Here is a 24,082-nt window from a genome sequence, read left to right on the forward strand (position 1 = left end):
AATGGATATTATTCGTACTCTTTAAAAAGGGGGAAGTGGAAAATGTATGGTATAAAAAAACGCACACTATCTGCTAAAATATTTATTTTAATTGCGCAATTGTGCTATTTAGGTATAGCTGTTTTCTTATTTAATCATTGGCAAACAGATACTATCATTCGTAATAGTATTTACTTTTGCTTAATAATTGTCTTTATACGTCTAAATGGAATGATGTTTTTATGGCTTCCACGAGGGATAAGCTGGAAAGAAGCCACTGGGAATAGTATTGCTTTTGGTTTGTATTACTTAGGTTTTCCATTATTTGCTATTTTCGGACCTCAAAATATTCAGCCAATTGTATATATATTAGGGATAGTGCTATTTATTGTTGGTAGCCTACTTAATACTGTGTCGGAACTATTAAGAAAACCATTTAAAGATGATCCAGCTAATAAAGGAAAGTTATACACAAAAGGTTTATTTCGATATGCAATTCATATCAACTATTTAGGCGATATTCTTTGGGTGGCTGGTTTTGCATTACTCACTTTTAATTGGTGGGCATTACTAATACCACTAGGCTTAACCTGCTTATTTATATTTTCTTATATACCAAATGCAAATGCCTACTTGCGTCAAAAATATGGAGAACAATTCGAAACTTATGAGAAAACCACAAAACAATTAATTCCATTTATTTGGTAATATTTTTGGTTCTTAGAAATGAATAGATTTTAACTGACATAACCAAAAAGGCTAGAATAATACCAGATCGGGAATTTAACCGCAATGTTTTATCAAAAATAAAGTGAGCAAACTATTTTAAAATCAGTAGGGTCATCTGTCCTATTTGTTACATAGACAGGTTTATATTTTGCGTTAATTATTTGGAATGAATGGAGATAAATATATGAAAATAGTCATTATAGGCTCAGTAGCTGCTGGGACAAGTGTTGCTGCAAAAGCAAGAAGAAATACAGAAGAAGCAGAAATTGTTGTATACGAACAAGATAAAGATATTTCTTATTCAGTCTGTGGAATTCCTTATTATATAGGCGGAGAAGTTGAGTCGATGGATACGTTGACACCAAGAGATGCCGCATGGTTTCAAAAACGATATAATGTGGCTATTTTTACCGAACATCAGGTACAGAAAATTTATCCTCAACAAAAGAAATTAGCGATATTAAATGTAAAAACAGGAGAGATTTTGCATGACTCATATGACGAGTTAGTTCTTGCAACCGGAGCAAAGCCTGTTATACCAGAAGTCTTTAAAAAATATTCTGAAATGACCAATCTTTTTCAAGTTAGAAATATTCAAGATACTGCTAATATAGATCAATTTATGAAAGAAAAACGACCCAAAAATGCCCTAATTATGGGCGCAGGATTTATTGGACTAGAGATGGCAGAACAATTGAGGTTGCAAAATATCGAAGTGACAATCTTGCAACGAGGCAACCAAATTTTGAAACATCTAGATAAAGATATGGCTTTTCGTGTGCAAAAAGTATTAACGCAAGCAGGTGTGGAGGTTATTTTAAATACTGCTGTGGAAAAAGTAAGTTTAACACCAGATGGAAAACAAATTTCTGCTGTATGGGATAATCAACAAAAAGAGTACCAAACAGATATGATAATTTTAGCGGCTGGAGTTATGCCCAATACAGATTTAATAGCGGAAACGGGTATTGAACTTGGTATTTCTAAAGCAATTTCCGTGGATGAACAGATGCAAACGAATATTCCTCATATTTCCGCAGTTGGAGATGTGGCAGAAAGCTATTCATTGATTACGGGAAAACCATTGTATCGTCCATTAGGTTCAACAGCCAATAAGATGGGACGTATTGCTGGGGATAGTTTGACGGGCGGCTCACTAAAACATCAAGGCATTCTTGGAACAGGAATTATTCGTGTTTTTGATACAGCGGTTGCATACACAGGCTTAACAGAACAGGAAGCACATGAAGAAGGCATTGATATAGAAGTATTGTACAATATAAAACCAGATAAGGCAGACTATCTAGGTGGGAAAGAATTAACAATTAAAGCAATTGCTGCTAAAGAATCAGGGCGTATTTTAGGTGCTCAAATAATTGGGACAAGTGGGGTGGATAAAAGAATCGACGTACTTGCCACAGCGATTACTTTTAAAGCAACAGCAGCAGATTTATTTCACTTAGATTTAGCCTATGCGCCACCATTTGCAACAACAAAGGATCCCATTTTATATACTGGTATGGCTTTGAATAACGCGCTAAATGATAATCCGCTTATTACTCCAGAAGCGCTCATTCAAAAACAAAACAATGGTGAAAAAATGCAAATTATTGATACAAGATCAAAAAAACAATTCGAAAAATCCGCAGTTAAAGGTGCTATTCATATTCCATTAGCTGAATTACGTGAAAAGATTACCTCTCTTGATGCAAATTTGCCAACCATAACATATTGTAATAAAGGAGTAACTGGGAATGCAGCCCAAAATATACTTCGGAATAATGGTTTTAGTGAAGTTTATAATTTATCGGGAGGAAATAAAAACTATCAATTGTATATAGAGTCAATTAAATAATAAAAATAGGCATATTTTTATAATGATTATCCGCTTTTAGCCATAGAAAAACACCACTGTTAGTAACAATGGTGTTTTAAATTTGGTCAATATTTATCTATCCAAAGTCAAAAATAGCACTTTTAAATAGTTCCCTTCAGGAAAGTTTTTATCTATCGTAAAATCAGCAGGGAGGGAGTGGCTTTCTGTAATTTTATAAGTTCGCTCCGTTGATTCAAAAGCTGTCGCAATCATTTTCTTAAAAGCTTTCATTCCAAAGCCAGCATAGTTTGTAGAAGCAATTATTGTTCCACCAGTAGCGGTTATATCTATAATTTCCCGAAGTAAATTAGGATAATCTTTGGCAGCTCGGAATGTGACTTTTTTTGTTCGAGCAAAACTAGGTGGATCAACAATAACTAAATCAAAAGTAAGTTGTTTACGTAAGGCATATTTAAAATAATGAAATACATCTTCCACAATAATATTCTGAGTTGCTGGATCCAGTCCATTTACTTCAAGCTGTTCTTTTGTTTTGCTAAGAGAACGTCCGGCCACGTCTACACTAGTAGTTTTACTAGCGCCACCAAATAAAGCTGCAACAGAAAACGCGCCAGTATAAGAAAATGTATTTAAAACATTTTTAGAGATAGCGTAATCTTCACTAATACGTCTTCTTACATCACGCTGATCAAGAAAAATACCAGTCATCCACCCATCATCCAAATAAGTGGCATAATTAATTCCGTTTTCTTTAATAATTAGAGGGAAATTAGCTTTTTGACCGGCGACAAAATCATCTTTAGTATCTTCTTGAAACCGTCTTTTCTCATAGATACCTTTAATTTCTGGTAGGGACATAAAGATGTCTAAAATCATTTTTTGAAAAGAATAAACCCCAATACTATACCACTGGATTACAAGAAAGCCATCATAATAATCTGCTGTAAAACCACCAAAACCATCACCTTCTCCATTAAAAATCCGAAATGCGGTTGTAGAATCATCAGCGAATAAGAACTGTCTTTTGTCTCTTGCGGTTGTAATTAAATTAGTTAAAAAAGTTTCATCAAGCTGTTCTTTTTTGTCCCAAGTAAAAAGCCAGCCGTCACCTTTGTTTTGTTTACCATGATAACCTCGTGCTACAAATTTACCAGATGTATCTATTAATTCTAATTCATCGCCTTCTTCTATTTCTTTAGGCCATTTTTCCATACGCTCTTTAAGAATTAAAGGGTAGCCTTCTTTATAGCCTTTGGTGAATTTGGGAAAAATTTTTATTTTTATGGAGTTTTTCATAAAGCACCGTCTTTCATCAGGATAAAATGCCAACAAAAAACCTGTGGAGCGAAATTCCTGCTCCACAGGTTTCATTCAATTATTTATTAATTATACACGACCGAAGCCAACTAAATATTGACCCCATCCAGAGCCGTGAATATTATCGTATTTAACGCCATTGTCTTGTGCATTAATCATTTGACCATTACCAACATAAATACCAACGTGAGCAATTCCGCTACCATAATCAAAGAATACTAAATCACCAGGTTTTGCTTGAGATTCAGAAATTTTTGTTGTGCTAGCATATTGAGCGCCAGAAGTTCTTGGTAGTGTGATACCAGATTTAGCAAATACATAAGAAGTAAAGCCAGAGCAGTCAAATGTAGTTGGACCATTACCACCCCATGAATAAGCTTTACCAAGGTGTTTTTGAGCTTCAGCAATTAGTGAACTAGCACTAGCACTGCTGCTTGTACTTTGATTAGAGCTTGTATTTTTTGAAGGAGTGCTTGTGTTAGATGTACTTGTATTAGTACTTGTATTAGTTGTTGGAGCAGTTACATTATTGGTAGTAGTAGCTGGTACAGTACCTTTAACTTTTAAAACATCGCCAACTTGTAAATTATCATTAGTTAAGCCATTAAGTGCTTTAATTTTAGAAACAGTTGTTCCAAATGTAGTAGCAATTTTGCTTAACGTATCACCACTTTTTACTGTGTAAGAAGAAGCGTTTGTATTAACTGTAGGTGCAGGTGCCGGAGCTGGTTTTGCAGCTTGTACCGGTGCTTTAGTTGTTGTTTGTGTTGTTTCTTTTTTCACTGTAGTTGTATTTTCTTTCGCTACAGGAGTTGTTGTTTGTTTTTCGGCTACAGGAGTAGATGATTTAGTTTCTACTTTTGGAGCAGACGCTTTAGCTGCACTTTGTTTTACCGCGATATTTTGACCAACGTAAATAGAAGAAGAAGATAAATTATTCCATGACATTAGTTTTTGAACAGAAGCGCCGTATTTAACGGATAATGCCCAAATTGTATCGCCACTTTTAACAGTGTGTGTTGAAGCATTTGTATTTACAGCAGGAGCTGGTGTTGCTGTTTTAGTTTCTGCCGCTTTTGGTGCAGCAGTTGCTTGAGTAGTTTGTTTAGCTTCTGTTTTAGCTTCCGCAGCAGCAGGAGCAGCTTGTGTTGTTGCTTGCTTCACTTCTTCTGTAGCAGCAGGAGCACTTGTTACAGCAGTACCTAAGTATTTACCATTTACGTAACCAGTTTTTCCTTCACCATAAGAAATTTTGTTCCAGCCATTTGCTTCGTTAGACTCAACAGTTACTTTAGTGCCACCTTTTAAAGAAGTGACAATGCTGTTATCCACGCCAGCGCCAGAACGTACATTTAACCAAGTTGCGCTAACAGATTTCTCTGCTTTTTCGCTTTTTACCTCAGTTACTTGTAATTTTTGACCAGGTACGATTTTATCAGATGTTAAATTGTTCGCTTTTTTTAGTGCGTCAACAGTTGTCCCCTTATCTTGAGCAATACCCCAAAGAGTATCTCCAGCTTCAACTACTACAGTGCTTGCGGATGCGATAGTTGGTGCAGCAAATGCTGTAACCGCAATCCCAGCTGTAGCCGCGATAGTTGCTTTTTTCATATTCATAAAACTCCTCTCTTTTTTTCAGAAAATCCCATACATAAATAAGTAATTGAGAATTGATTTTATAGTGATTAATACTAAGTTTACCCAGTTTTAACTTAAAAAACAAACAATGAGATAATAGGTCGAATATAGAAAACGGACTATACCAGATGATTGTAATAAACTTGTAATAATAATAAAAACGAACGTGTATTCCTAAGACTTGGGATGTACTGCTGGGGAGTCCTTTGAGATAAAGGAATGGATTGGATAACAATCAACAACTTTCGCTATGGGAAACCTATTGCTTTTTGTAAATAGAAAAATTTAATATATTTGTAATATGAAATCAGAGCTCTTTTTGATGGAGAAAGACTGGAAATGAATTGCCAGATGACTTTATGGTATTCTATAATAGAAGGTATGGAGGATGTTATTCAATGAAACAGAATTTTGATGATCGAAAAATTGTAAAACAGTATCGTGAAATAGCTCGCCAAATTGTGAAAAAAGAAGGCTTATATAAAAATATGGATCAAAATGAACTTTGTGAACAAACCAATTTTTGGCGTGAAAAGTTCAAAACAAAACCGATGACAGATCGAGATAAAATTAATATTTTTGCACTTGCAAGAGAAGCAGCTAGCCGTATTATTGGCCTTGATGCAGTAGTCGTGCAACTAATTGGTGCACTTGTTATTGGAGATGGCAAAGTAGCCGAGATGAAAACCGGTGAAGGTAAAACATTGATGTCTTTATTTGTGATGTTCATTGAAGTAATGCGTGGTAACCGTGTGCATCTTGTGACAGCTAATGAATACTTGGCTAGACGTGACCGAGAAGAAATTGGTCAAGTACTAGAATATTTAGGTGTTTCAGTTGCATTAAACGAATCTGGGTTGGATAAAGCACAGAAGAGAGCAATTTATACGGCAGATGTCATTTATGGAACAGCTTCTGAATTTGGCTTTGACTATTTACGTGATAATATGGTTCGCCAAATGGAAGATAAAGTACAAAGCGGTCTTGACTTTGTATTAATCGATGAAGCAGATTCTATTCTTATTGATGAAGCTCGTACACCGTTGCTTATTTCAGATCGAAAAGAAGAAGATCTTACACTTTATCAAACAGCCAATAAACTTGTGAAAACAATGATGAAAGATGATTATGAAATAGAAGAACATAAACGTTTTGTTTGGTTAAATGATGCTGGAATTGAAAAAGCACAAAAATTTTGGGGAGTAGAATCACTTTACTCAGCTGAAGCACAATCAGAACTACGTATTACGATGCTACTAATGCGAGCTCATTTTTTAATGCATAAAGATAAAGATTATGTTGTGCTTGATGGGGAAGTACTTATTATTGACCCACATACAGGACGTGCGCTTCCAGGACGCCGTTTTAATGATGGACTACACCAGGCAATTGAAGCAAAAGAAGAGGTCGAAGTGAAAGAAGAGTCACGAACACTGGCGACAATTACTATTCAAAATTATTTTCGGATGTATAAGAAAATTTCTGGAATGACAGGTACGGCTAAAACCGAAGAAGAAGAATTTAGACAAATCTATAATATGGATGTTGTTGTAATCCCAACTAATTTACGAATTAACCGTGAAGATGTTCCAGATGATATTTTCTACACAAAAAAAGAAAAAGGACGCGCGATTGTATATGAAGTTTCATGGCGTTATGAAAAAGGACAGCCAACATTAATTGGGACTTCTTCTATAAAAAGTAATGAGTGGATTAGCGGATTGCTAGATGCAGCAGGAATTCCTCATCAAGTTTTAAATGCCAAAAACCATGCGCAAGAAGCGGAAATTATTGCCAAGGCAGGAAAACGTGGCATGGTAACCTTGGCGACGAATATGGCTGGACGTGGAACCGATATTAAACTCGACCCAGATGTTCATAAACTAGGCGGATTAGCCGTGATTGGAACAGAACGTCATGAAAGTCGCCGTATTGATTTGCAGTTAATGGGACGTTCTGGTCGACGAGGAGATCCTGGTTTTAGTAAGTTTATGATTTCATTAGAAGACGATTTACTAGAACAATTTGAAAGTAAAAACTGGGAAAAATTATCTACTAAACTTAAACGAAAAGCGCCACGTGATGGTAAACCAGTAAACTCCAATAAAATTCACTCAGTTGTAGTTAATGCGCAAAAACGACTTGAAGGCGCTAATTATGATATTCGTAAAGATTTACTTTCCTATGATGAAGTAATCGATTTACAACGGAAAATGGTATACAAAGAGCGAGATCAATTGCTTGAAAGGAATAAACTAGGCGTATCTTCTGAAAAAATTCTTCGTGAAGTAGCGGAATATGCTTTTATTCATTCTGAAATAGATCCAGAGAAAATGGACAAATACTACGCTCGACAAAAAGAATTTCTCGGTGGAACAAAATTCCCGATTTCTTTTGATGAAGTATCGTTAATGGAAGCAAGTGAAGTGGTGGAAAAAATTGTCACTTGGCATAAAAAAGAGCGAGACAAATTCCCATTAGAAACCATTAATGCTATTGAAAAAGAAGTTTATTTAAACTTAATGGACCAAATGTGGGTAATGCATTTAGATGCAATGGTGCAACTTCGTGAAGGGATTCATTTACGGGCGTATGGACAACAAGATCCACTTGTTATGTATCAAAAAGAAGGCGCTCAATTATTTGAGAAATTCCAAGCAGATTATCATTTTTACTTTGCTCATGCACTGCTTGAATTAGATCCAGAAGGGCTAGTTCAAGGTTAACGCTACAACTTGGGGCTGATTTTCCTAAATAAATGGGTAATTAAGTGAGAACGAGGGTAATATTCTATATAATAATAACAAATGAAAATAAATATACACAAAAGAGGGTGGAAAAGTGAAGGGGTCATTAACAAAATTTAAACAGTTTTTTATTGATAACAAGTTTGTATTAGGGTTATTAATCTTTCTTTTAGTAGCACTTGATATTTACGTTTTAACCAAAATAGCCTTTATTTTTGATCCATTGATGGTCATTCTCAAAACGGTCGCTGCACCAATTATATTAGCAGGAATTTCCTATTACTTATTTAATCCAGTAATTGATTGGTTGGAGAAAAATAAATGGAAGCGCGGTTGGGCCATAGCTTTATTATACCTAGTCATTATTGGTTTAATCATTCTACTATTTAGTTTTGTTATTCCAGCAGTCAAGGATCAAATTGTTAGCCTATTTAAAACTTTCCCTGGATACTGGGATCAAATCACACAGAAATTTAATGAATTCAGTCAATCAAGTTTGTTCGACCAATTAAAGGATAGACTAAGTACCAATATGAGTGAAATTATGAAAACTATTTCTGAGAAAGGGACCTCTGTATTAAATGGAGCGATTTCAAGTATCGGAAGTATTGTTGGAACAGTTACAGAAGTAGTACTAGCAATTGTGACTACTCCTCTTGTCCTCTTTTACTTACTTAAAGATGGCAAAAAGCTGCCAGACTTTCTACTGAAAATGTTGCCAGTCAATGGTCGTGCACATACTCGTCAAGTATTAGTTGAAGCAAATCATCAAATCAGTTCTTATATTCGTGGACAAATTATTGTAAGTTTATGTATCGGTATTTTATTATTTATTGGATACTTAATCATCGGTCTACCATATGCTTTGACATTAGCAATCATTGCTGCCTGTACTAGTATTGTTCCGTATTTGGGACCGGCAATTGCTATTACACCTGCTATTATTATTGCGATAGTTACATCTCCATGGTTATTAGTTAAATTAATTATAGTCTGGTGTGTCGTTCAATTATTAGAAGGTAAATTTATTTCGCCACAAGTCATGGGTAAAACATTAAAAGTGCATCCAATTACTATTCTTTTTGTTATTTTAATTGCCGGAAATCTATTCGGTGTTATGGGTGTAATTTTTGCAGTACCAGGCTACGCAGTATTAAAAGTTATCGTAACGCATGTTTTCATTTGGTTCAAACGAGTCTCAGGTTTATATGGTGAACAACCGGAAAGTGAATTTGTTGCTCCATCAGAAAAAGAATAAAGAAAAACCTATTGATTGAAGTATGATTATGAGCCGACCCCCAAAAGTTAGACCAAAAATCTAACTTTTGGAGGTCTTTTTATATGGCAAAATATAGCTTTGAATTTAAGCTTAAAATAGTGCATGAATATCTAGCTGGAAAGGGCGGTACCCTTTATCTTGCAAAAAAATATGGCTTTAAAAGTAACACTCAAATAAGAAAATGGATTAATAGTTATAAAGAATTTGGTGAAGAGGGACTACTTCGTAGTCGAAAAAACAAAAGTTACTCTGTTCAATTTAAGACAGATGCGATAGAGTTGTATTTAACAACAGAGATGTCTTTTCAAGAAGTTGCAAATCAATTGGAGATAAATAATTTTTCAATGATTGCCAATTGGCTTAGAAATTACCATGAGAATGGTTTGGAAGGACTATCAAAACCGAAAGGACGTCCTCTAAAAATGCCTAAAAAAAGATTGATGAAAAGATTGAACAAACGAAAAATAGTGATATAGAAAGAATCAAGAATTTAGAAAAGCAATTACGTATGGTTCAAATTGAGAATGCCTATTTAAAAGAATTGAGGAGGCTACGTTTGAAAGAACGACACAAGAAAATGAAACTTGTGCGCGAATCATCCATAGTCTCCGAGAAAAATTTAGATTAAAAGATATTCTGGAAACCTTAAGGTTTCCAAGATCAACTTATATGTATTGGCAGAAAAGATTCAGTCGTGAGAATCCAACTGAAGAGATTGAACAAATCATGAAAGAAATCCGAAAACAACATAAAGATTATGGCTATCGTCGAATGCATCAAGAACTTAGAAAACGTGGTTGTATTGTAAATAAGAAAAAAGTACAACGATTAATGCAAAAACTGGCGTTACAAGTTCGCTCATTTACACGTAAATCACGCAAGTATAGTTCGTACAGAGGAACTATCGGAAGAATAGCCAAAAACCTTCTTAATAGGCACTTTTGTACCAGCGTTGTTCATCAGAAAATTACAACTGATACAACTGAGTTCAAATATTATGAAAAAGATTCCTCTAATGTTTTACAGATTAAGAAACTTTACTTAGATCCTTTCATGGATTTGTACAATAGTGAAATTATTTCTTATGGTATATCAAAAAGGCCGAATGCGGAAACAATTATGGAAGCTTTAGGAGAAGCTATTGAACGTACAAAAGACTGTCCTTTTCGTCGTACCTTTCACTCAGACCAAGGTTGGGCTTATCAAATGAAAGCATATAGTCACACATTAAAAGAAAAACAAATTTATCAAAGCATGTCCCGCAAAGGAAACTGCTTAGACAATTCTCCTATGGAGAATTTCTTCGGTATCCTTAAGCAAGAACTTTATCATGGTAGAGTATATAAAAGTTACAATGAGTTAAAACAAGCGATAGAAAAATATATTTATTATTATAATCATTCACGTATGAAAGAAAAATTAGGTTGGAAAAGTCCAATTGAATTTAGGAAGGAAAAGGAAATGTTTGTATAAAAAATAGAGTGGATTTTTTCCACTCTATAAAAAGTCTAACTTTTTGGGGTCACTACATTACTTTTAAATCAATAGGTTTTTTTGTGGATAAATTTCTCAAAAGCAAAAATTCATTAAAACGTCACAAATTCCCTCTTTGATAGCGAGAATGTGTAATAAAGGTACTTTTTAAGTATATATTTGCCGGAAAAAGCATAAAAAGACGAGTGATAAGTGTGTAAAAGAAACAAAAATAGATTGAAATGAGTCTAGTTTGAGAATAATATTAGGTTAACACCGAATGAAAGGAGAAATAAATGATTTTTAAAAAGACTATAATTCTAGGAGTAATTTCCTTGAGTTCCATTACACTTATGGCACCATCTGCATTGGCGGCAGTTACGTCTGTAGGAGATTCAAAAGCTTCCATAAAATTTAACGCGGGGACAGGGGTAGTTGATCCAGTAAGTCCAGAAGATCCAACTAAGCCTTTAGATCCATTAGATCCAGAAAATCCGACAGATCCGGGAACTGGAAATACAGGTTCACTTACATTGGATTATGTATCATCTGTTGATTTCGGCACACATGAAGTTTCATCAACCGAACAAACTTATTCATCCGTTTCTAAAAAGCCTTTTATCCAAGTGAGTGATAGACGTGGAACAGGAAAAGGATGGAGTGTTACTGCAAAGGCAAGTGCATTTAAAGATGGAGAAAACAAGCTTTCTTTAGCTGGTGCAAAACTATCTTTTAAAAATGGAGAAGCTGCCACAGCAAGCACAACAACAAGTTCACCAACCGCAGTTCAAAAAATTGATATTCCTACTGATGGCACTTCCATCGTCAATGTACTCTCTGCCAAAGAAACGGAAGGTATGGGAACATGGATTAATCGATGGCTTGGAGCAACTCCAAATGATGCTAATAGCTTGAATGATAATGTGCAATTAGTTATTCCTGGTGGTAGCGCAACAATTGGCAGCCATGAAGCGACGATTACTTGGACTTTATCAGACGCACCTGGAATTTAAAAGAGTTAGCGTCTAAGGAAAACATTGCCACCTTAGATGCTAATTTTTTATGATGTACTTCTAAAGAAAGGAAGATATATTTGAAAAAAAGATTTTTGAGTTTATTCTTAATACTCCCCTTATTAGTTGGGATTTTTCCGATTTCACAAGTAAACGCAGCAGAAGGTGATGTGGGCTATTCTGTCCAAGCAAGAATACCAGAAAATCAAATCGACAAAAAGCAAACTTACTTTGACTTGAAAATGAAACCAGAACAAAAACAGACAGTAGAAATTGAAGTGAAAAATAATTCAAATGAAGAAATTAATGTAGATGTAGCTGTAAATTATGCAACTACTAATAGAACTGGAACAATCGATTATACAAAGAATGATGTAACAAATGCAGATAGTAGTTTAAAATATCCGCTACCTGAAATAGCAAAAATATCAGACGACCAAAAAACGCTTACGATTCCTGCTAATGGAACAGAGATAGTGCAAATAGCTATTGAAATGCCTAAAGAAGAAGTGGATGGCGTTATATTGGGAGCAGTGCAATTTAAAAAGCAAGCAACGACAGACGCGAAGAAAACAAAGGGTGTCTCTCTTAAAAATGAATATTCCTACATTGTTGGCATGCAATTATCTGAAACAGATAAACAAGTAGATCCACATATAAATTTATCAAGTATAAAACCAACATTAGTTAACTATCGTACAGCGATTGTTGCTAGATTACAAAACAATCAGCCAGTCATTATTAATGATTTAAGTGTGGATGCAAAAATTTATAAACAGGATTCCACAAAAGTGCTCCACCAAACAAAAAAAGATCAGATGACAATGGCGCCGAATTCTAGTTTTGATTTCGATATTGACTGGGAAAACCAACCATTAGAAGAGGGTAATTATCGGTTAAAAATGACCGCAACAGATGGAAAAAACACATGGAATTGGGATGAAAAATTCACAATTGATGAAAAAGGAAATGCCTTAAATGAAAAAGCAGTCAATATAGAAAAAACGAACACTTGGCTGTATGTTGGAATCGCAGCATGTGCAGGATTAATCTTGCTCATTATTATTTTGCTAATAGTTAAGAAACGTAAAAAAAGTATTAAATGAGGAAAGGAGCTATCAGTAATGTCTTTTAAGAAAATAGTATTCGCAGGGACAATCATCATAGCTCTTTTTTTAAGTTTTAATACTTCTAGTAATGCAGAAGCCGAAACAACTTTAGCAGCGAATGAAGCAGTCGTAACAAATTTTGATGAACTGCAGAAAGCTATTTCAGAAGATAATGGTATTGACACAATATATTTAGGGGCAGATGTAGAACTTTCAGCAGGTATTAAAGTACCAGTTTCTAAAAAATCGTTAACCCTTTCTGGGAAAGATCCAGTAACGAATGAAATCCATACGTTAACAGAAACAATGAGCAGTTCTGTACTTCAAAGCTCAGTTATCACCATTGATTCTAATAGTGGTACAAAAGAAACGACACTTAAGGATATGAAAATTCTTGGGAAAAACTATTATGGAACTATCTCCGTCTTGTCAGCAGCAAAAGATGTTGTGCAAAATTATGAGAATATCGATTATCAAGGACCGCAACTTGTTTATAATTTAAATGGAACTACTTTTTTCTCTGGGAAAAATTCCGTGAAAATTGCTCAAGTTGTTTCTGGTTCAGCATCCCCAAATGAAGTAGCAGAAACTAAGAGTGTTAATGTTTCTGGAGAATTATTAATTGACCATGATACACCTAATGCTAATAGTGTTTTCTGGTTTGGTTTAGGAACTTCAGATATAAATACATTTACTGTAGAAGAAAATGCGAATGTAAAAATAATTTCCAATGGAACAGGAATGTTTTATCGAAGTGGTTCTAAACCGATTGATATGACCGTAAAAGCAAATGCCAAATTAGACATTACCTCTGATAACAATATTTTTCGAGATACATCTGGAGGAGCAATTAATATTGACGCTGGTGCAGATGTTACTATGACAAAAACAGATGGTACCAATCCACTTCTTTGGTTATCTGGAAGTATTACTGTAAACCCAGATGCACGATTTGTTTTGAAAAAAACGGGTGGAACAGATAATATTATTCATTTTACAAATTCAGATGCTAAACTAGATATAAGAAATCCAAGAAGCTTTTTAATGGCTACCGCGCAAGATAGTGCGATGCTTTACTGGCCATATAAAAACACATTTGATTTTGAAGCGCAAATGGTGAATTATTGGAATACAGCAGGAAGTGTTGTAAGAGAAGATTTGCCAGCACAGTATTTTAGTTTACCCAATGGTGAAAATGTAATAGGGAGCTTAACTTTTAGTGGCTCGACAACGAATATTTTAACAACAAATGCTGGTATGACTTCTACAAATTTCGATCAAAAAGCCGCGCGGATGATAGCGATGGGGCATTTAGAAGGTACTATAAATCCTGTAACTGATGCAGATAACAAAATAACAGGAAATATAACAAAAGATGCGTATATAGCTGTTTCTTATAATGAAGATGGTGTAGAGAAAAAACTAACTGGACAAGCAGATAGTACTGGAAATTTCCAGCTAGCAATACCAAATGGTTTTATTAAGCCATATACAGAGTTAAAAGCAACTATAACACAAGACCAAAGAAATATTGTGCTTGATACAATTACGGTGGAAGATGTGACTCGACCAAATGGTGAACCAGTAAATCAGATTTTAAATATAAATGATACTTTTCCTGAGGTCTCACAACTTGTAACCAATATATATGATCATTCAGATAATACATCAGGTGCTGGTATTTCTAAAACGATTATAAGCCAACCAGATACAGCTACATTTGGTCCAACAACAGCGATAGTACGTTTAGAAGATAAGGCGGGAAATTATACAGATATTACGGTTCCCGTGTTTATAAAAGATGATGCAACGGTTTTACAAGATGATAAAGCATTAAGAGCAAAAGATTTTGTTGTAAAATTAGAAGAAATTAATAGTCTTAGCGATGAAGCGTTATTGCAACTAATCTTAAGCCAATCAGAAGCGCAGGCTTTTAATGTAAACACTGGTGAAAACTTAACATCCCACATTGAAGTAAAAGAGACCAATCTGCAAAAAGATACTGGTGCATACACAGCCACACTTCAAATAGGGACATTAACAAAAGATATTACTATCCAAGTAACTGGGGAACTAAAATTCAATCAAATCCCAACATCCTTTTCGTTTGAAACAATCTCACTCCAAAATCAAAAAAATATCGCTAAACGAAACGATTCATTTGCCATGTCAGTACAAGATTCTAGAGGAAGTGGCAGTAAGTTTAGGGTTACAGCAGCAATTAATTCGCCATTAACTTCAACAACGAATAGCGACCATACTTTACCAAACGGACTTATTTTTGTTGATGGAAATGGGGAGAAAACGACACTTTCGAATGAACCAGTTACCGTTTTTACATCAAATGGCGCAGAAGAATTAATTGTTCCAGTTGATTGGGAAGAAAATCAAGGTATTCTGGTAGAAGCGGACACCTCTGAAGCTTATGCTGATGAAGCTTATGAAACAACGATTGAATGGACTTTAACAGATGCTCCGTAAAAGTTACAATAAGCTAATGTTATTATCCAGCTTTTCAATGGTACAATCTTTCGCTAGTTAAAAAATAAAAGAAACCTTCTTTGAAATGACCCCCAAGAGTAGACGGGAAATCTAACTTTTGGGGGTATTATATTGTTAGCTGATGTTACATCTAAATAGCTAGTGCGCTTAATTTATTTACCATGACTATTTAAAAGCACCTCACGATATGGAAAATAGAGAAGCGTTATTTTTCTATTACTTGAAAAAAATATCAAAACCGCGAAATTCTTTCCAATTATTGGCAAAAAAGGACTTTAATGAATATGTAGAACGGTTTATTAAGCAAGCTAGTGCAATTAATTGCTATTTACTATAGAAAGCGAGTAGAATAACAATAGGTATTATAAACATACCAATACAATACTTATGATGCGAGAGGGGTACAACAAATGAAAAAAGAAAAGACCGTGTTAATTATGAATTTCGATGAGGAAAGCATTTCTTATCAAGCTTTTTCTGAAATGAAAAGATTGCACCAGGAACGTAAAATTATTGGCTACCAGATGGCAGTCGTAAAACATGAACCTGGGAATAAACTTGAAGCACAAGATTTTCTTGACTTTACCGGTGCCGACAAAAACATGAAAGACAGCCTTATTGGGATGTTAATCGGTATTCTAGGTGGTCCATTTGGTATATTAATCGGCTGGATGATAGGTGCAATTGTAGGTACAACAAGAGATGCTGGCGAAGTGAAAAATGCCTTAACCATATTTGAAAGAACATTAAAAACTATTCCAGAAGGATCAACAGGCGTTATCTTAATTGCAACAGAACAAGAACTAGGAAATGTAAATGATGTTGCTATTAATGAGTTACACGGTCGAGTTCAACGCATGGACGAAGCTATTGTAGCCCAAGAAATCAAAGAAGCTCAAGCAACAGAAGGACAAGCAAAAGATTCTGCTAAAAAACATTGGTTTAGTAAATAAGCAATAGGAAAGAGGATAGAGCAATCTATTCTCTTTTTGTTTTAATCTAGTAAAATTCGGGAACTATAAACAAGATAATTACTTAAATATGTCCAGAAATCATTTTTCTTTTGATGGTAACGCTTTATTTTATGAAAGCTATTTTCATAAAATAAAAAACGTGCTACAATGAACAAGTTGTGATTTTCACAAGAATAATTCTTTATTTGGAGTTGAAGTAATTTGGATGTAGAAAGCAGTCCATTAATGCAGAAAATTGACTATAGTACGCGCAAAAAAATTGATTTAGTAAATAATAGTATTCTTCGTTATATTGTGCGCGCTATGCTAGCATGTTTATTCTTAACACTAGGGACCGCTGTTGCTGTAATGATTGGTGATAAAGTGGATCATTTTGCACCAGGTCTTGGAAAAATTGTTTATGCATTTATGTTTAGTTGGTCACTCGTAATGATTATCTATATGAATGCGGAACTTGGAACGTCTAATATGATGTATATGACAACAGGTGTATATCAAAAAATAATCAAGCCTGGTAAAGCATTGCAAATTTTGTTCTTATGTATTATTTGTAATTTACTTGGTGGGATTTTGGCAGGGTATTTAGTATCCCTAACGTCCGCATTCCAAAATTTACCAGCAGACCACTTTTTGTTTACCGCAGTAACTGGTAAGCTTGAAAAAGCGCCACTCGAGATTTTTGTCGAAGGTATTTTCGCAAATATAGTTGTAAATACCGCCGTGCTTTGTACACTGCGAATGAAAGATGATGCTGGAAAAGTAATTGCGATGATTTTCATTATTTTCATCTTTGCATTCTTAGGATTTGAGCACGTTATTGCCAACTTCTCTTCTTTCTCTTTAGCGTTTTTTGCTTCTGGCGGAACACTTGCTGCAATGACAGTAGGAAATGTTTCAGTCAACCTCGTACTTGCGCTGTTAGGGAACTTTGTAGGAGGAGGCCTTGTAATCGGTTTAGGATATGCTTGGCTTAACCGTACAAAATCAATTTATAAAGATTAATAAAAAAAGCTAGCTCAAACTTCTGAGCTAGCTTTTTTAGGTGTTTTTACTGGTAAATTTGCTAAAAATGACCGAATTAATGGTTCGAACTTAGGTAATTCTTTTTCCACTAAAAATGCGTCATGACCATATTCAGAAGCAACTTCATGATAAGTAACTGGAACGCTCCATTGTTTTAATAGCTCATATCCACGGCGTAAATCATGGATTCGAAAAAGTTGATCCGTTGTAATGCCAATTAGCAAATACGGAATTTTTATTTTTGAAAACGCTGGGAGGTCATCCTTATCAGGAGCAGTAACATCGAATAAATCAATCGCTTTCGTTAAATATAAGTAACTATTTGCATCAAACCGTTCTACAAAAGTATCACCTTGATATTGCAAATAAGATTCAATTTGAAAATGTTCTTTGGAAAAGGCAGCTGGTGAACTTTCGGCAACTGTGAATCGTTCGAAACGCTTTGAAAATAATTCGCTCGTTCGATAAGTCATCATGCCTACCATTCTAGCTGTAGCAAGACCGCCTTCAGGTTGACCGATATAATTTCCTCCATTAAAATCAGGATCATTTAAAATTGCCATCCGCATGATTAAATTATAGCCAATTGCGTCAGGCCCAGCAGCAAGAGGGGATGCGATATTAATAATACTATCAGTAATATCCGCATAATCAATGGCCCATTCTGTAGCTTGCATCCCTCCCATAGATCCACCAATAACCGAAACAATCCTTTCAACACCTAATTGCTCTAAAAGCTCACGTTGAACTTTAATAATATCTTTAATTGAAAAACCAGGAAATTGCAGTCGGAAAGGGTCGCCAGTTTTTGGATTAATGGAAGATGGTCCAGTTGTACCACTACATCCCCCAAACACATTCGTACAAACCAAGAAATATTTATTAGTATCAATAGTTTTTCCAGGTCCAATATAATCATCCCACCAACCAGGCGCATCATCTTCATAGTGCTTGGCTGCATGTGCTGTTCCAGTGAGAGCATGTTCTAATAAAATACAATTATCCCGAGATTCTGCTAATGTTCCGTAAGTTTCATAGCCAACTAAAACAGGACTTAAGGTTTCTCCGTTTTCAAGTAGAAGAGGACTTTTTTGAAATAGTTCTTTTTGTTGTAGGCTCACTTCTCTTCACATCCCCTTAAATTTGCTCTAGTGCATGTGTTAAATCTTGAATAATATCATCTGCATTCTCAATTCCAATAGATAGACGTATTGATTCCGGTTTTACCCCAGCAGTAAGTTGTTGATCTTCGCTTAACTGTTGATGAGTCGTGGAGGCTGGATGAATAATAAGCGATTTTGCATCTCCAACGTTTGCTAAATGGGAGAATAGTTCCACCGACTCAATCACTTTTTTCCCAGCTTCATAACCACCTTTAACGCCAAAAGTGAAAATAGATCCAGGACCTTTTGGTAAGTATTTTTGCGCTAAATCAAAATATTTATTTTCTTTTAGGTTAGGGTAGTTAACCCACGCAACTTTTGGATGGTCATTTAAGAAGTTTGCAACTAATTTTGCATTTTTTACATGTTGTTCTAATCGCAGGGAGAGTGTTTCTAAACCAAGGATAAGTAGGAATGCATTAAAAGGTGATAGTGCTGCACCTGTGTCGCGTAAAAGTGAAACACGTAGTTTGGTAATATAAGCAGCCGCTCCAACATCATTTGTGTAGGATAAACCGTTATAACTGTCATCTGGAACAACTAATTTTGGGAACTTACCATTTGCCCAGTCAAATTTGCCCGAATCAATTACAGCTCCACCAATTGCAACCCCATGACCACCGATGAATTTAGTAGCTGAATAAACGACAATATCAGCTCCAAAATCAAACGGACGATTTAAATAAGCGGTTGCGAAAGTATTATCAACAATAAGGGGGATATTAGAAGTGTGCGCAATGTTTGCCACTTTTTCAATATCAACAATATTAATATCTGGATTGCCAATTGTCTCAACAAAGACAGCCTTCGTATTTTCTTTAATGGCCTTTTCAAAATTTTCTGGTTCATTTGGATCTACAAAGGTAACTTCAATCCCAAATGTTTTAAAAGTATGAGAGAACAGTGTATGTGTACCACCATAAAGTGTTGCTGCTGCGACAATATGATCACCAGAACCAGCAATATTTAAAATGGAGTAGGTTATAGCAGCCATTCCAGAAGCTGTTGCAACTGCACCAATACCGCCCTCAAGTAAAGTTAAGCGTTCTTCTAACACAGCGGTAGTGGGGTTCATAATTCGCGTATAAATATTTCCAGATTCTTGAAGACCAAATAAAGCTGCTGCATGCTCTGGACTATCAAAAGTGTAGGAAGTTGTTTGGTAAATAGGAACGGCTCTAGAATGTGTATCCCCGTCTGGTGTATGTCCTCCGTGTACTTGAATTGTTTCAAATTGATACTCATTACTCATAAAATCCACTCCTCTTTTAATATGTATTTACTTGTAATTCCAATCAAAAAACCTCCCTAGCAGTATATAAGCCGCCAGAGAGGATAGAGTTTCCTAAACTTGGATTTCCGACTTATCTTTCAGAATATACTGCTGGAATTAGCACCGTGAAATAATATTCCGGTTGCTAAGGCTTCAAAGGGCCAGTCCCTCCACCTTTCATGATAAGAAAATACGATTAAATTAAGTTTTATATTACGCTGGATGAATGAAATTGTCAACTATCTGTTTATTTTATTTGATTTACGGCCAATAATGTGTGAGTTTTGTGTCTATCAATAAATTTAAGTTAAATTTTGTTCGAGAAAAGTGTTTAATTTTTTATTTTTAGGCTATTATAGATAAGTCTAGTTGAATTTCATCAAAAATGGGGTCGAATTAGAACAAAAAATTGGGAGTTGAAAGACATATGAAAACTTTTACACGAATTCTTGTTTTATTAGCAGGGATTGCAATGATTGCACTAGGGATTTGGTTTTTATTCCATCCGGGGATTTCTTTATTAACCTCAACATTAATGTTTGGCTTCTTGCTACTTATTTCTGGTATTTTTCACACAGTTTCTTATTTCTCAGATAAGAAAATGCAGAAAGTATCAGGTTGGGTGCTAGCTGATGGTATTTTATCTATTTTATTAGGTTTCTTGCTATTATTTAATGAATTTGCAGGTGCAGCAACACTTGTATTACTGTTTGGTATGTGGGTACTATTTGCTGGTATTATGCGTACGATTGGTGCGTTTACCGCAAAACAAAACAATGTACAAGGTTGGGGCTGGATTTTAACAATTGGTATCATTGGTATCATTGTTGGATTCATTGCACTTTTCAATCCAGTTGTTTCGGCAATTGGTATCGTACTTATCGTTGGTATCTTCTTCATCGTTCAAGGTATCAGTGCTATTGCAACATTCTTCTTTATTGGAAAAACCAAATAATAAAAAAACGAACCCAGTTGTTTAAATTGGGTTCGTTTTTTTAATGAGTTAATTTCTAATGCAAAGATAAGCAACTACCTAAATTACTTAGATAGTTGCATTTTTGTTTATGCGTGTTTTTTACGTAATGTAATAACCGTTCCGCTAACTAAAAGAAGACCAATAAATGCGAGCGGAAGAGAGTTTGTATCTCCAGTTTTTGGTAATTTTTTAAATGTCTCTTTTTTGTTTGAAATTTTAATCTTCGGCTTTACTTCTGACTTCGGTGAGTCTGGAGGGGCAGGCATAGGTACTATAGCAAGTAGATTGTTATATTCATTATAGCTATAAATGACTTCTTCACTGTAGTCAAAAGAGTAATTATAGGCAACTAGACTATATTTATCTCCTGATTTTAGTGGTTTTTCTAAAGTTAAGATAAAGTTTCCTTCTTCATCAGAATAGGCACTCGCAAGTGTATTTCCGTCAGAATCATCCATATCTACAATAACATTAGGTGATGTAGTTCCGTAAATAGTTGAAGCATTGCTAGTTGTTGTATTAATAACTGGTTTTTTTAGTGTTGGCACATTATTGGCAACAAAATATGAGATGGTGGCTTCTCGTGTATTTCCAGCTGAATCTGTTGCGATGATAATTGCCTCTTGATAACCCAGTGTAGTACTAGACGCTTCATGTCCTGGTTTGTAAGCTACTGTGAATTTTCCAGAGTTATCAGAGATTTTTACGAAGGCATCATAGTCTAGCGTATCACCTTTTCGTATTATTAGTAGAATTAGTTGACTTAAAATTGAGGGTGGAGTTTGATCTGTAACAGCGAAAGTGGCAATTAATTCTTCAGATATACCGGCTTTTGTCGCAACAATAGTCGTCGTAAATGAACCTGTTTTTTTAGTGGAAGGAGCGCCGGATTTAAAGCTTAAAGTTACATCAGGCGCAGCATCTACAAACTGCATTGGTGTTGGTTTAGAATCTTGGGCAATTGTTGGTGCGGTCGTTTTTAAAGTTGCTAGTGGTGTTGCAACGTTTACAGTATAGTTAACTGTGAGTTCAATTGATGTAGCATCATCGAAATCTACAACAATAATTGTGGAGTAATCTCCAGCATTAGATGTTTCAGGTTGCCCATTTTTAAAGGTAAATGTTGGATTGTTGCCATTGTCATTAATCGTTACAAAATCACTTGCAACTGGATTAGAATCAATTTCAAATGCAAGCCCTGTTTTTGCAATAACTGCATTTGGTGAAGCTTTTAAATTGTCTTTTTCTTCCGTTGTATTTTTTTCTACCACATCAGGAGTTACGATAGTCTCTGTATTTTCCCCATCCTCCGTATCTGTCGCATAGGCAGGCGTGCTAATAGATAAAGCTAGCCCAAATGCTAAAGTTAGTGCTATCCCTTTTTTTAAGTTTTTCATTAGATGTCCTCTTTTCTTTTTTTTTTATTGCATATTTATTATAACAAGGAGAATATCTGAAAGAAAGCGAAAATAAATCATTTGTGAAATTATGTACAAAGATAGCTAAACAAAAACGTATATTCATTAAGAATACACGCTTTTAAGATAATTATAAATATGACTTATATGTATTAGTTAATTTTTGCTTATGGGTTTCAAAATCGTTTATTCGCCAAGGCTTAGGCGATAAAGCAAGAATTCCTTCTTCCTCCAACTTACGCAAATTCGTCGCGACATACGCACGCGCTAAATTTAAATAATTACCTAATATTTTTTGAGTAAAATAATATGGGATAAGGCATGAACCATCTGACTCAATTCTGCCAAAACGTTCACCACAAGCAATTAATCCCGCTAATACTTTTTCACTAGAAGGTAAGTTAACATATGCTTCTCGTTCTAATATTGGCTGAAGCATATTTTGCATCAATGTATTCATCTGCCAAAAAACATCTGGCGAACTTAGAAATTTACTAAGAACATATTTTCTTTCAAATTGAAAGACACTAACTTCGCTAATAGTTGTATAGTTAACTGGTGATTTTGCGCCACCAAGCATTGTAAGCGTTCCAATCGATTCATTTTTTCCAAGGAAGCTAATAATGCTATCTTCTTTACATGTGTTTTTACTCATAGAGACAACACCATCTCCTATAATATAGAAGTATGTGCTTTCTTCTCCTTCTGAAATAATTCTTTGGTTGCGTCTAAAGCGAATCCTTTTATATGGAAGAACTGCTTCAGTGGAGTCTTTTAACATTTCAAGTAAGTCTGTGTTGTAAAAACTATTTTCCTCATTCAGTAATGACATATACCGAGCCCCTTTTCTCAGTGTTAATCATTATCATTATATAGGAGAAAAGGTAAAATGTGTATTAATGGAGCTTATGATGCTTTAAGTAGCTTTGCTTTAAGTAAACGATCGCGAATAATAATACCTAAAATAGCTGCAAAAACGGCTTTAATAATACCTGGAATTATAAATGGTACCATTCCAGTTAGAAAGGCAGCTGGCCAATCAAGTCCAGTACTAACTTTTAGCCATAAAACACCAAACATAAGCGTAACTAACGCACCTAAAATATTAGCTATAATAGCAAAAGAAACAGTGAATTTTGTTTTTTGAAGAATCCAGCCAGTGAGAAGTGCGCTAAAAATAAAGCCAATAATAAAGCCGCCAGTTGGTCCAAATATAATACCAATTCCAGCAGTCATTCCTTGAAATACTGGAATACCAACAGCACCCAAAACTATGTAAACTATGACAGAAATAGTACCATGTTTCGCACCAAGTATAGTTGCTGCTAAACCAACAGCAAATGTCTGACCAGTAAGAGGTATTGGACCAAGTGGGATGGCAACTTGGGCAAGTAAGGCAATAATCACCGCAAAAAGCGAATCCACCACTAAAAATTTTAACTTTTGATCTCGCATAATAAAACCACTCCTTAAATGTAAACTTATTACCTAGATAGGTTAACATTTATTTAAATAAAAAACAATACTACTTTTTTAAACCAGTACCTTGCATTGAACACTAGTGTATGATAAACTATAGTAGTACTGAATAATATATAGTAGTGGTCGGTTATTACTAGTAGAAAATACTAC

Annotated in this window: 17 protein-coding genes, 1 pseudogene and 1 riboswitch; of the genes and pseudogenes, 11 read left to right on the forward strand and 7 right to left on the reverse strand. The window is 34.9% G+C overall.

From position 1 onward, the window contains the following. Nucleotides 1-42: 42 nt before the first annotated feature. Both HCJ45_RS04085 and HCJ45_RS04090 read left to right on the forward strand, forming a co-directional pair. Nucleotides 43-687 (forward strand): DUF1295 domain-containing protein, encoded by a 645-nt coding sequence (locus HCJ45_RS04085; protein WP_187124127.1) that lies wholly within the window; start codon nt 43-45, stop codon nt 685-687. Between the two features lie 205 nt (nt 688-892). Then, on the forward strand, nt 893-2,563 hold the full coding sequence (locus HCJ45_RS04090) for an FAD-dependent oxidoreductase (RefSeq protein ID WP_187124128.1): 1,671 nt from the start codon (nt 893-895) through the stop codon (nt 2,561-2,563). Nucleotides 2,564-2,656: 93 nt separating this feature from the next. Here the strand turns inward: HCJ45_RS04090 and HCJ45_RS04095 are convergent, their stop codons facing one another. Together HCJ45_RS04095 and HCJ45_RS04100 are read right to left on the reverse strand one after the other, a co-directional pair. Continuing rightward, nucleotides 2,657-3,841, reverse strand: a complete 1,185-nt coding sequence (locus HCJ45_RS04095) for a class I SAM-dependent rRNA methyltransferase (RefSeq protein ID WP_187124129.1) — start codon at nt 3,839-3,841, stop codon at nt 2,657-2,659. A 90-nt stretch (nt 3,842-3,931) separates the two neighbouring features. Beyond that, nucleotides 3,932-5,473, reverse strand: a complete 1,542-nt coding sequence (locus tag HCJ45_RS04100; RefSeq protein WP_187124130.1) for an invasion associated endopeptidase — start codon at nt 5,471-5,473, stop codon at nt 3,932-3,934. A gap of 425 nt (nt 5,474-5,898) precedes the next feature. Between HCJ45_RS04100 and secA2 the strand changes: the two genes are divergently transcribed. From secA2 to HCJ45_RS04140, 8 genes and pseudogenes are all read left to right on the forward strand, one after another. Continuing rightward, nucleotides 5,899-8,226 (forward strand): accessory Sec system translocase SecA2, encoded by a 2,328-nt coding sequence (secA2, locus tag HCJ45_RS04105; protein ID WP_187124131.1) that lies wholly within the window; start codon nt 5,899-5,901, stop codon nt 8,224-8,226. A gap of 115 nt (nt 8,227-8,341) precedes the next feature. After that, nucleotides 8,342-9,505: an AI-2E family transporter gene (locus HCJ45_RS04110; RefSeq protein ID WP_187124132.1), complete on the forward strand. Its 1,164-nt coding sequence runs from the start codon at nt 8,342-8,344 to the stop codon at nt 9,503-9,505. Between the two features lie 83 nt (nt 9,506-9,588). Next, a pseudogene (locus HCJ45_RS04115) lies at nt 9,589-10,999 on the forward strand (IS3 family transposase). A 296-nt stretch (nt 11,000-11,295) separates the two neighbouring features. Further along, complete coding sequence (locus HCJ45_RS04120; protein ID WP_187124133.1) at nt 11,296-12,012, forward strand: WxL domain-containing protein; 717 nt, start codon at nt 11,296-11,298, stop codon at nt 12,010-12,012. Between the two features lie 80 nt (nt 12,013-12,092). After that, a complete protein-coding gene (locus HCJ45_RS04125) occupies nt 12,093-13,118 on the forward strand; it encodes a WxLIP family cell surface protein (RefSeq protein ID WP_187124134.1) in 1,026 nt (341 codons plus the stop codon). A gap of 18 nt (nt 13,119-13,136) precedes the next feature. Beyond that, nucleotides 13,137-15,602 (forward strand): hypothetical protein, encoded by a 2,466-nt coding sequence (locus tag HCJ45_RS04130; protein ID WP_187124135.1) that lies wholly within the window; start codon nt 13,137-13,139, stop codon nt 15,600-15,602. A 431-nt stretch (nt 15,603-16,033) separates the two neighbouring features. Beyond that, the gene (locus HCJ45_RS04135; protein WP_187124136.1) at nt 16,034-16,576 is read left to right on the forward strand and encodes a DUF4564 domain-containing protein; all 543 of its coding nucleotides are present in this window, start codon (nt 16,034-16,036) and stop codon (nt 16,574-16,576) included. Nucleotides 16,577-16,798: 222 nt separating this feature from the next. Continuing rightward, nucleotides 16,799-17,599: a formate/nitrite transporter family protein gene (locus tag HCJ45_RS04140; protein ID WP_003718723.1), complete on the forward strand. Its 801-nt coding sequence runs from the start codon at nt 16,799-16,801 to the stop codon at nt 17,597-17,599. Between the two features lie 14 nt (nt 17,600-17,613). On the opposite strand, the gene metX is transcribed toward HCJ45_RS04140, so the two are convergent. Together metX and HCJ45_RS04150 are read right to left on the reverse strand one after the other, a co-directional pair. Continuing rightward, nucleotides 17,614-18,741, reverse strand: coding sequence for a homoserine O-acetyltransferase MetX (gene metX / locus HCJ45_RS04145; protein ID WP_187124137.1), 1,128 nt, complete (start codon nt 18,739-18,741; stop codon nt 17,614-17,616). A 16-nt stretch (nt 18,742-18,757) separates the two neighbouring features. Continuing rightward, on the reverse strand, nt 18,758-20,035 hold the full coding sequence (locus HCJ45_RS04150) for an O-acetylhomoserine aminocarboxypropyltransferase/cysteine synthase family protein (RefSeq protein WP_187124138.1): 1,278 nt from the start codon (nt 20,033-20,035) through the stop codon (nt 18,758-18,760). Between the two features lie 109 nt (nt 20,036-20,144). After that, a riboswitch (SAM riboswitch) is annotated at nt 20,145-20,245 on the reverse strand. Nucleotides 20,246-20,483: 238 nt separating this feature from the next. On the opposite strand from HCJ45_RS04150, the gene HCJ45_RS04155 reads away from it, so the two are divergent. Further along, a complete protein-coding gene (locus HCJ45_RS04155) occupies nt 20,484-21,011 on the forward strand; it encodes an HdeD family acid-resistance protein (RefSeq protein WP_185344682.1) in 528 nt (175 codons plus the stop codon). Between the two features lie 107 nt (nt 21,012-21,118). Here the strand turns inward: HCJ45_RS04155 and HCJ45_RS04160 are convergent, their stop codons facing one another. The 3 genes from HCJ45_RS04160 to HCJ45_RS04170 form a co-directional block, all read right to left on the reverse strand. Beyond that, entirely contained in the window at nt 21,119-22,429 is a 1,311-nt protein-coding gene (locus tag HCJ45_RS04160; protein WP_187124139.1) for an LPXTG cell wall anchor domain-containing protein, read from the reverse strand. Between the two features lie 151 nt (nt 22,430-22,580). Continuing rightward, nucleotides 22,581-23,282, reverse strand: a complete 702-nt coding sequence (locus tag HCJ45_RS04165; protein WP_185344686.1) for a Crp/Fnr family transcriptional regulator — start codon at nt 23,280-23,282, stop codon at nt 22,581-22,583. Nucleotides 23,283-23,356: 74 nt separating this feature from the next. Beyond that, a complete protein-coding gene (locus tag HCJ45_RS04170; protein WP_185380518.1) occupies nt 23,357-23,905 on the reverse strand; it encodes a biotin transporter BioY in 549 nt (182 codons plus the stop codon). Nucleotides 23,906-24,082 lie beyond the last annotated feature (177 nt).

It is taken from the genome of Listeria immobilis (assembly GCF_014322845.1).
In the GTDB taxonomy this organism is placed as follows: domain Bacteria; phylum Bacillota; class Bacilli; order Lactobacillales; family Listeriaceae; genus Listeria; species Listeria immobilis.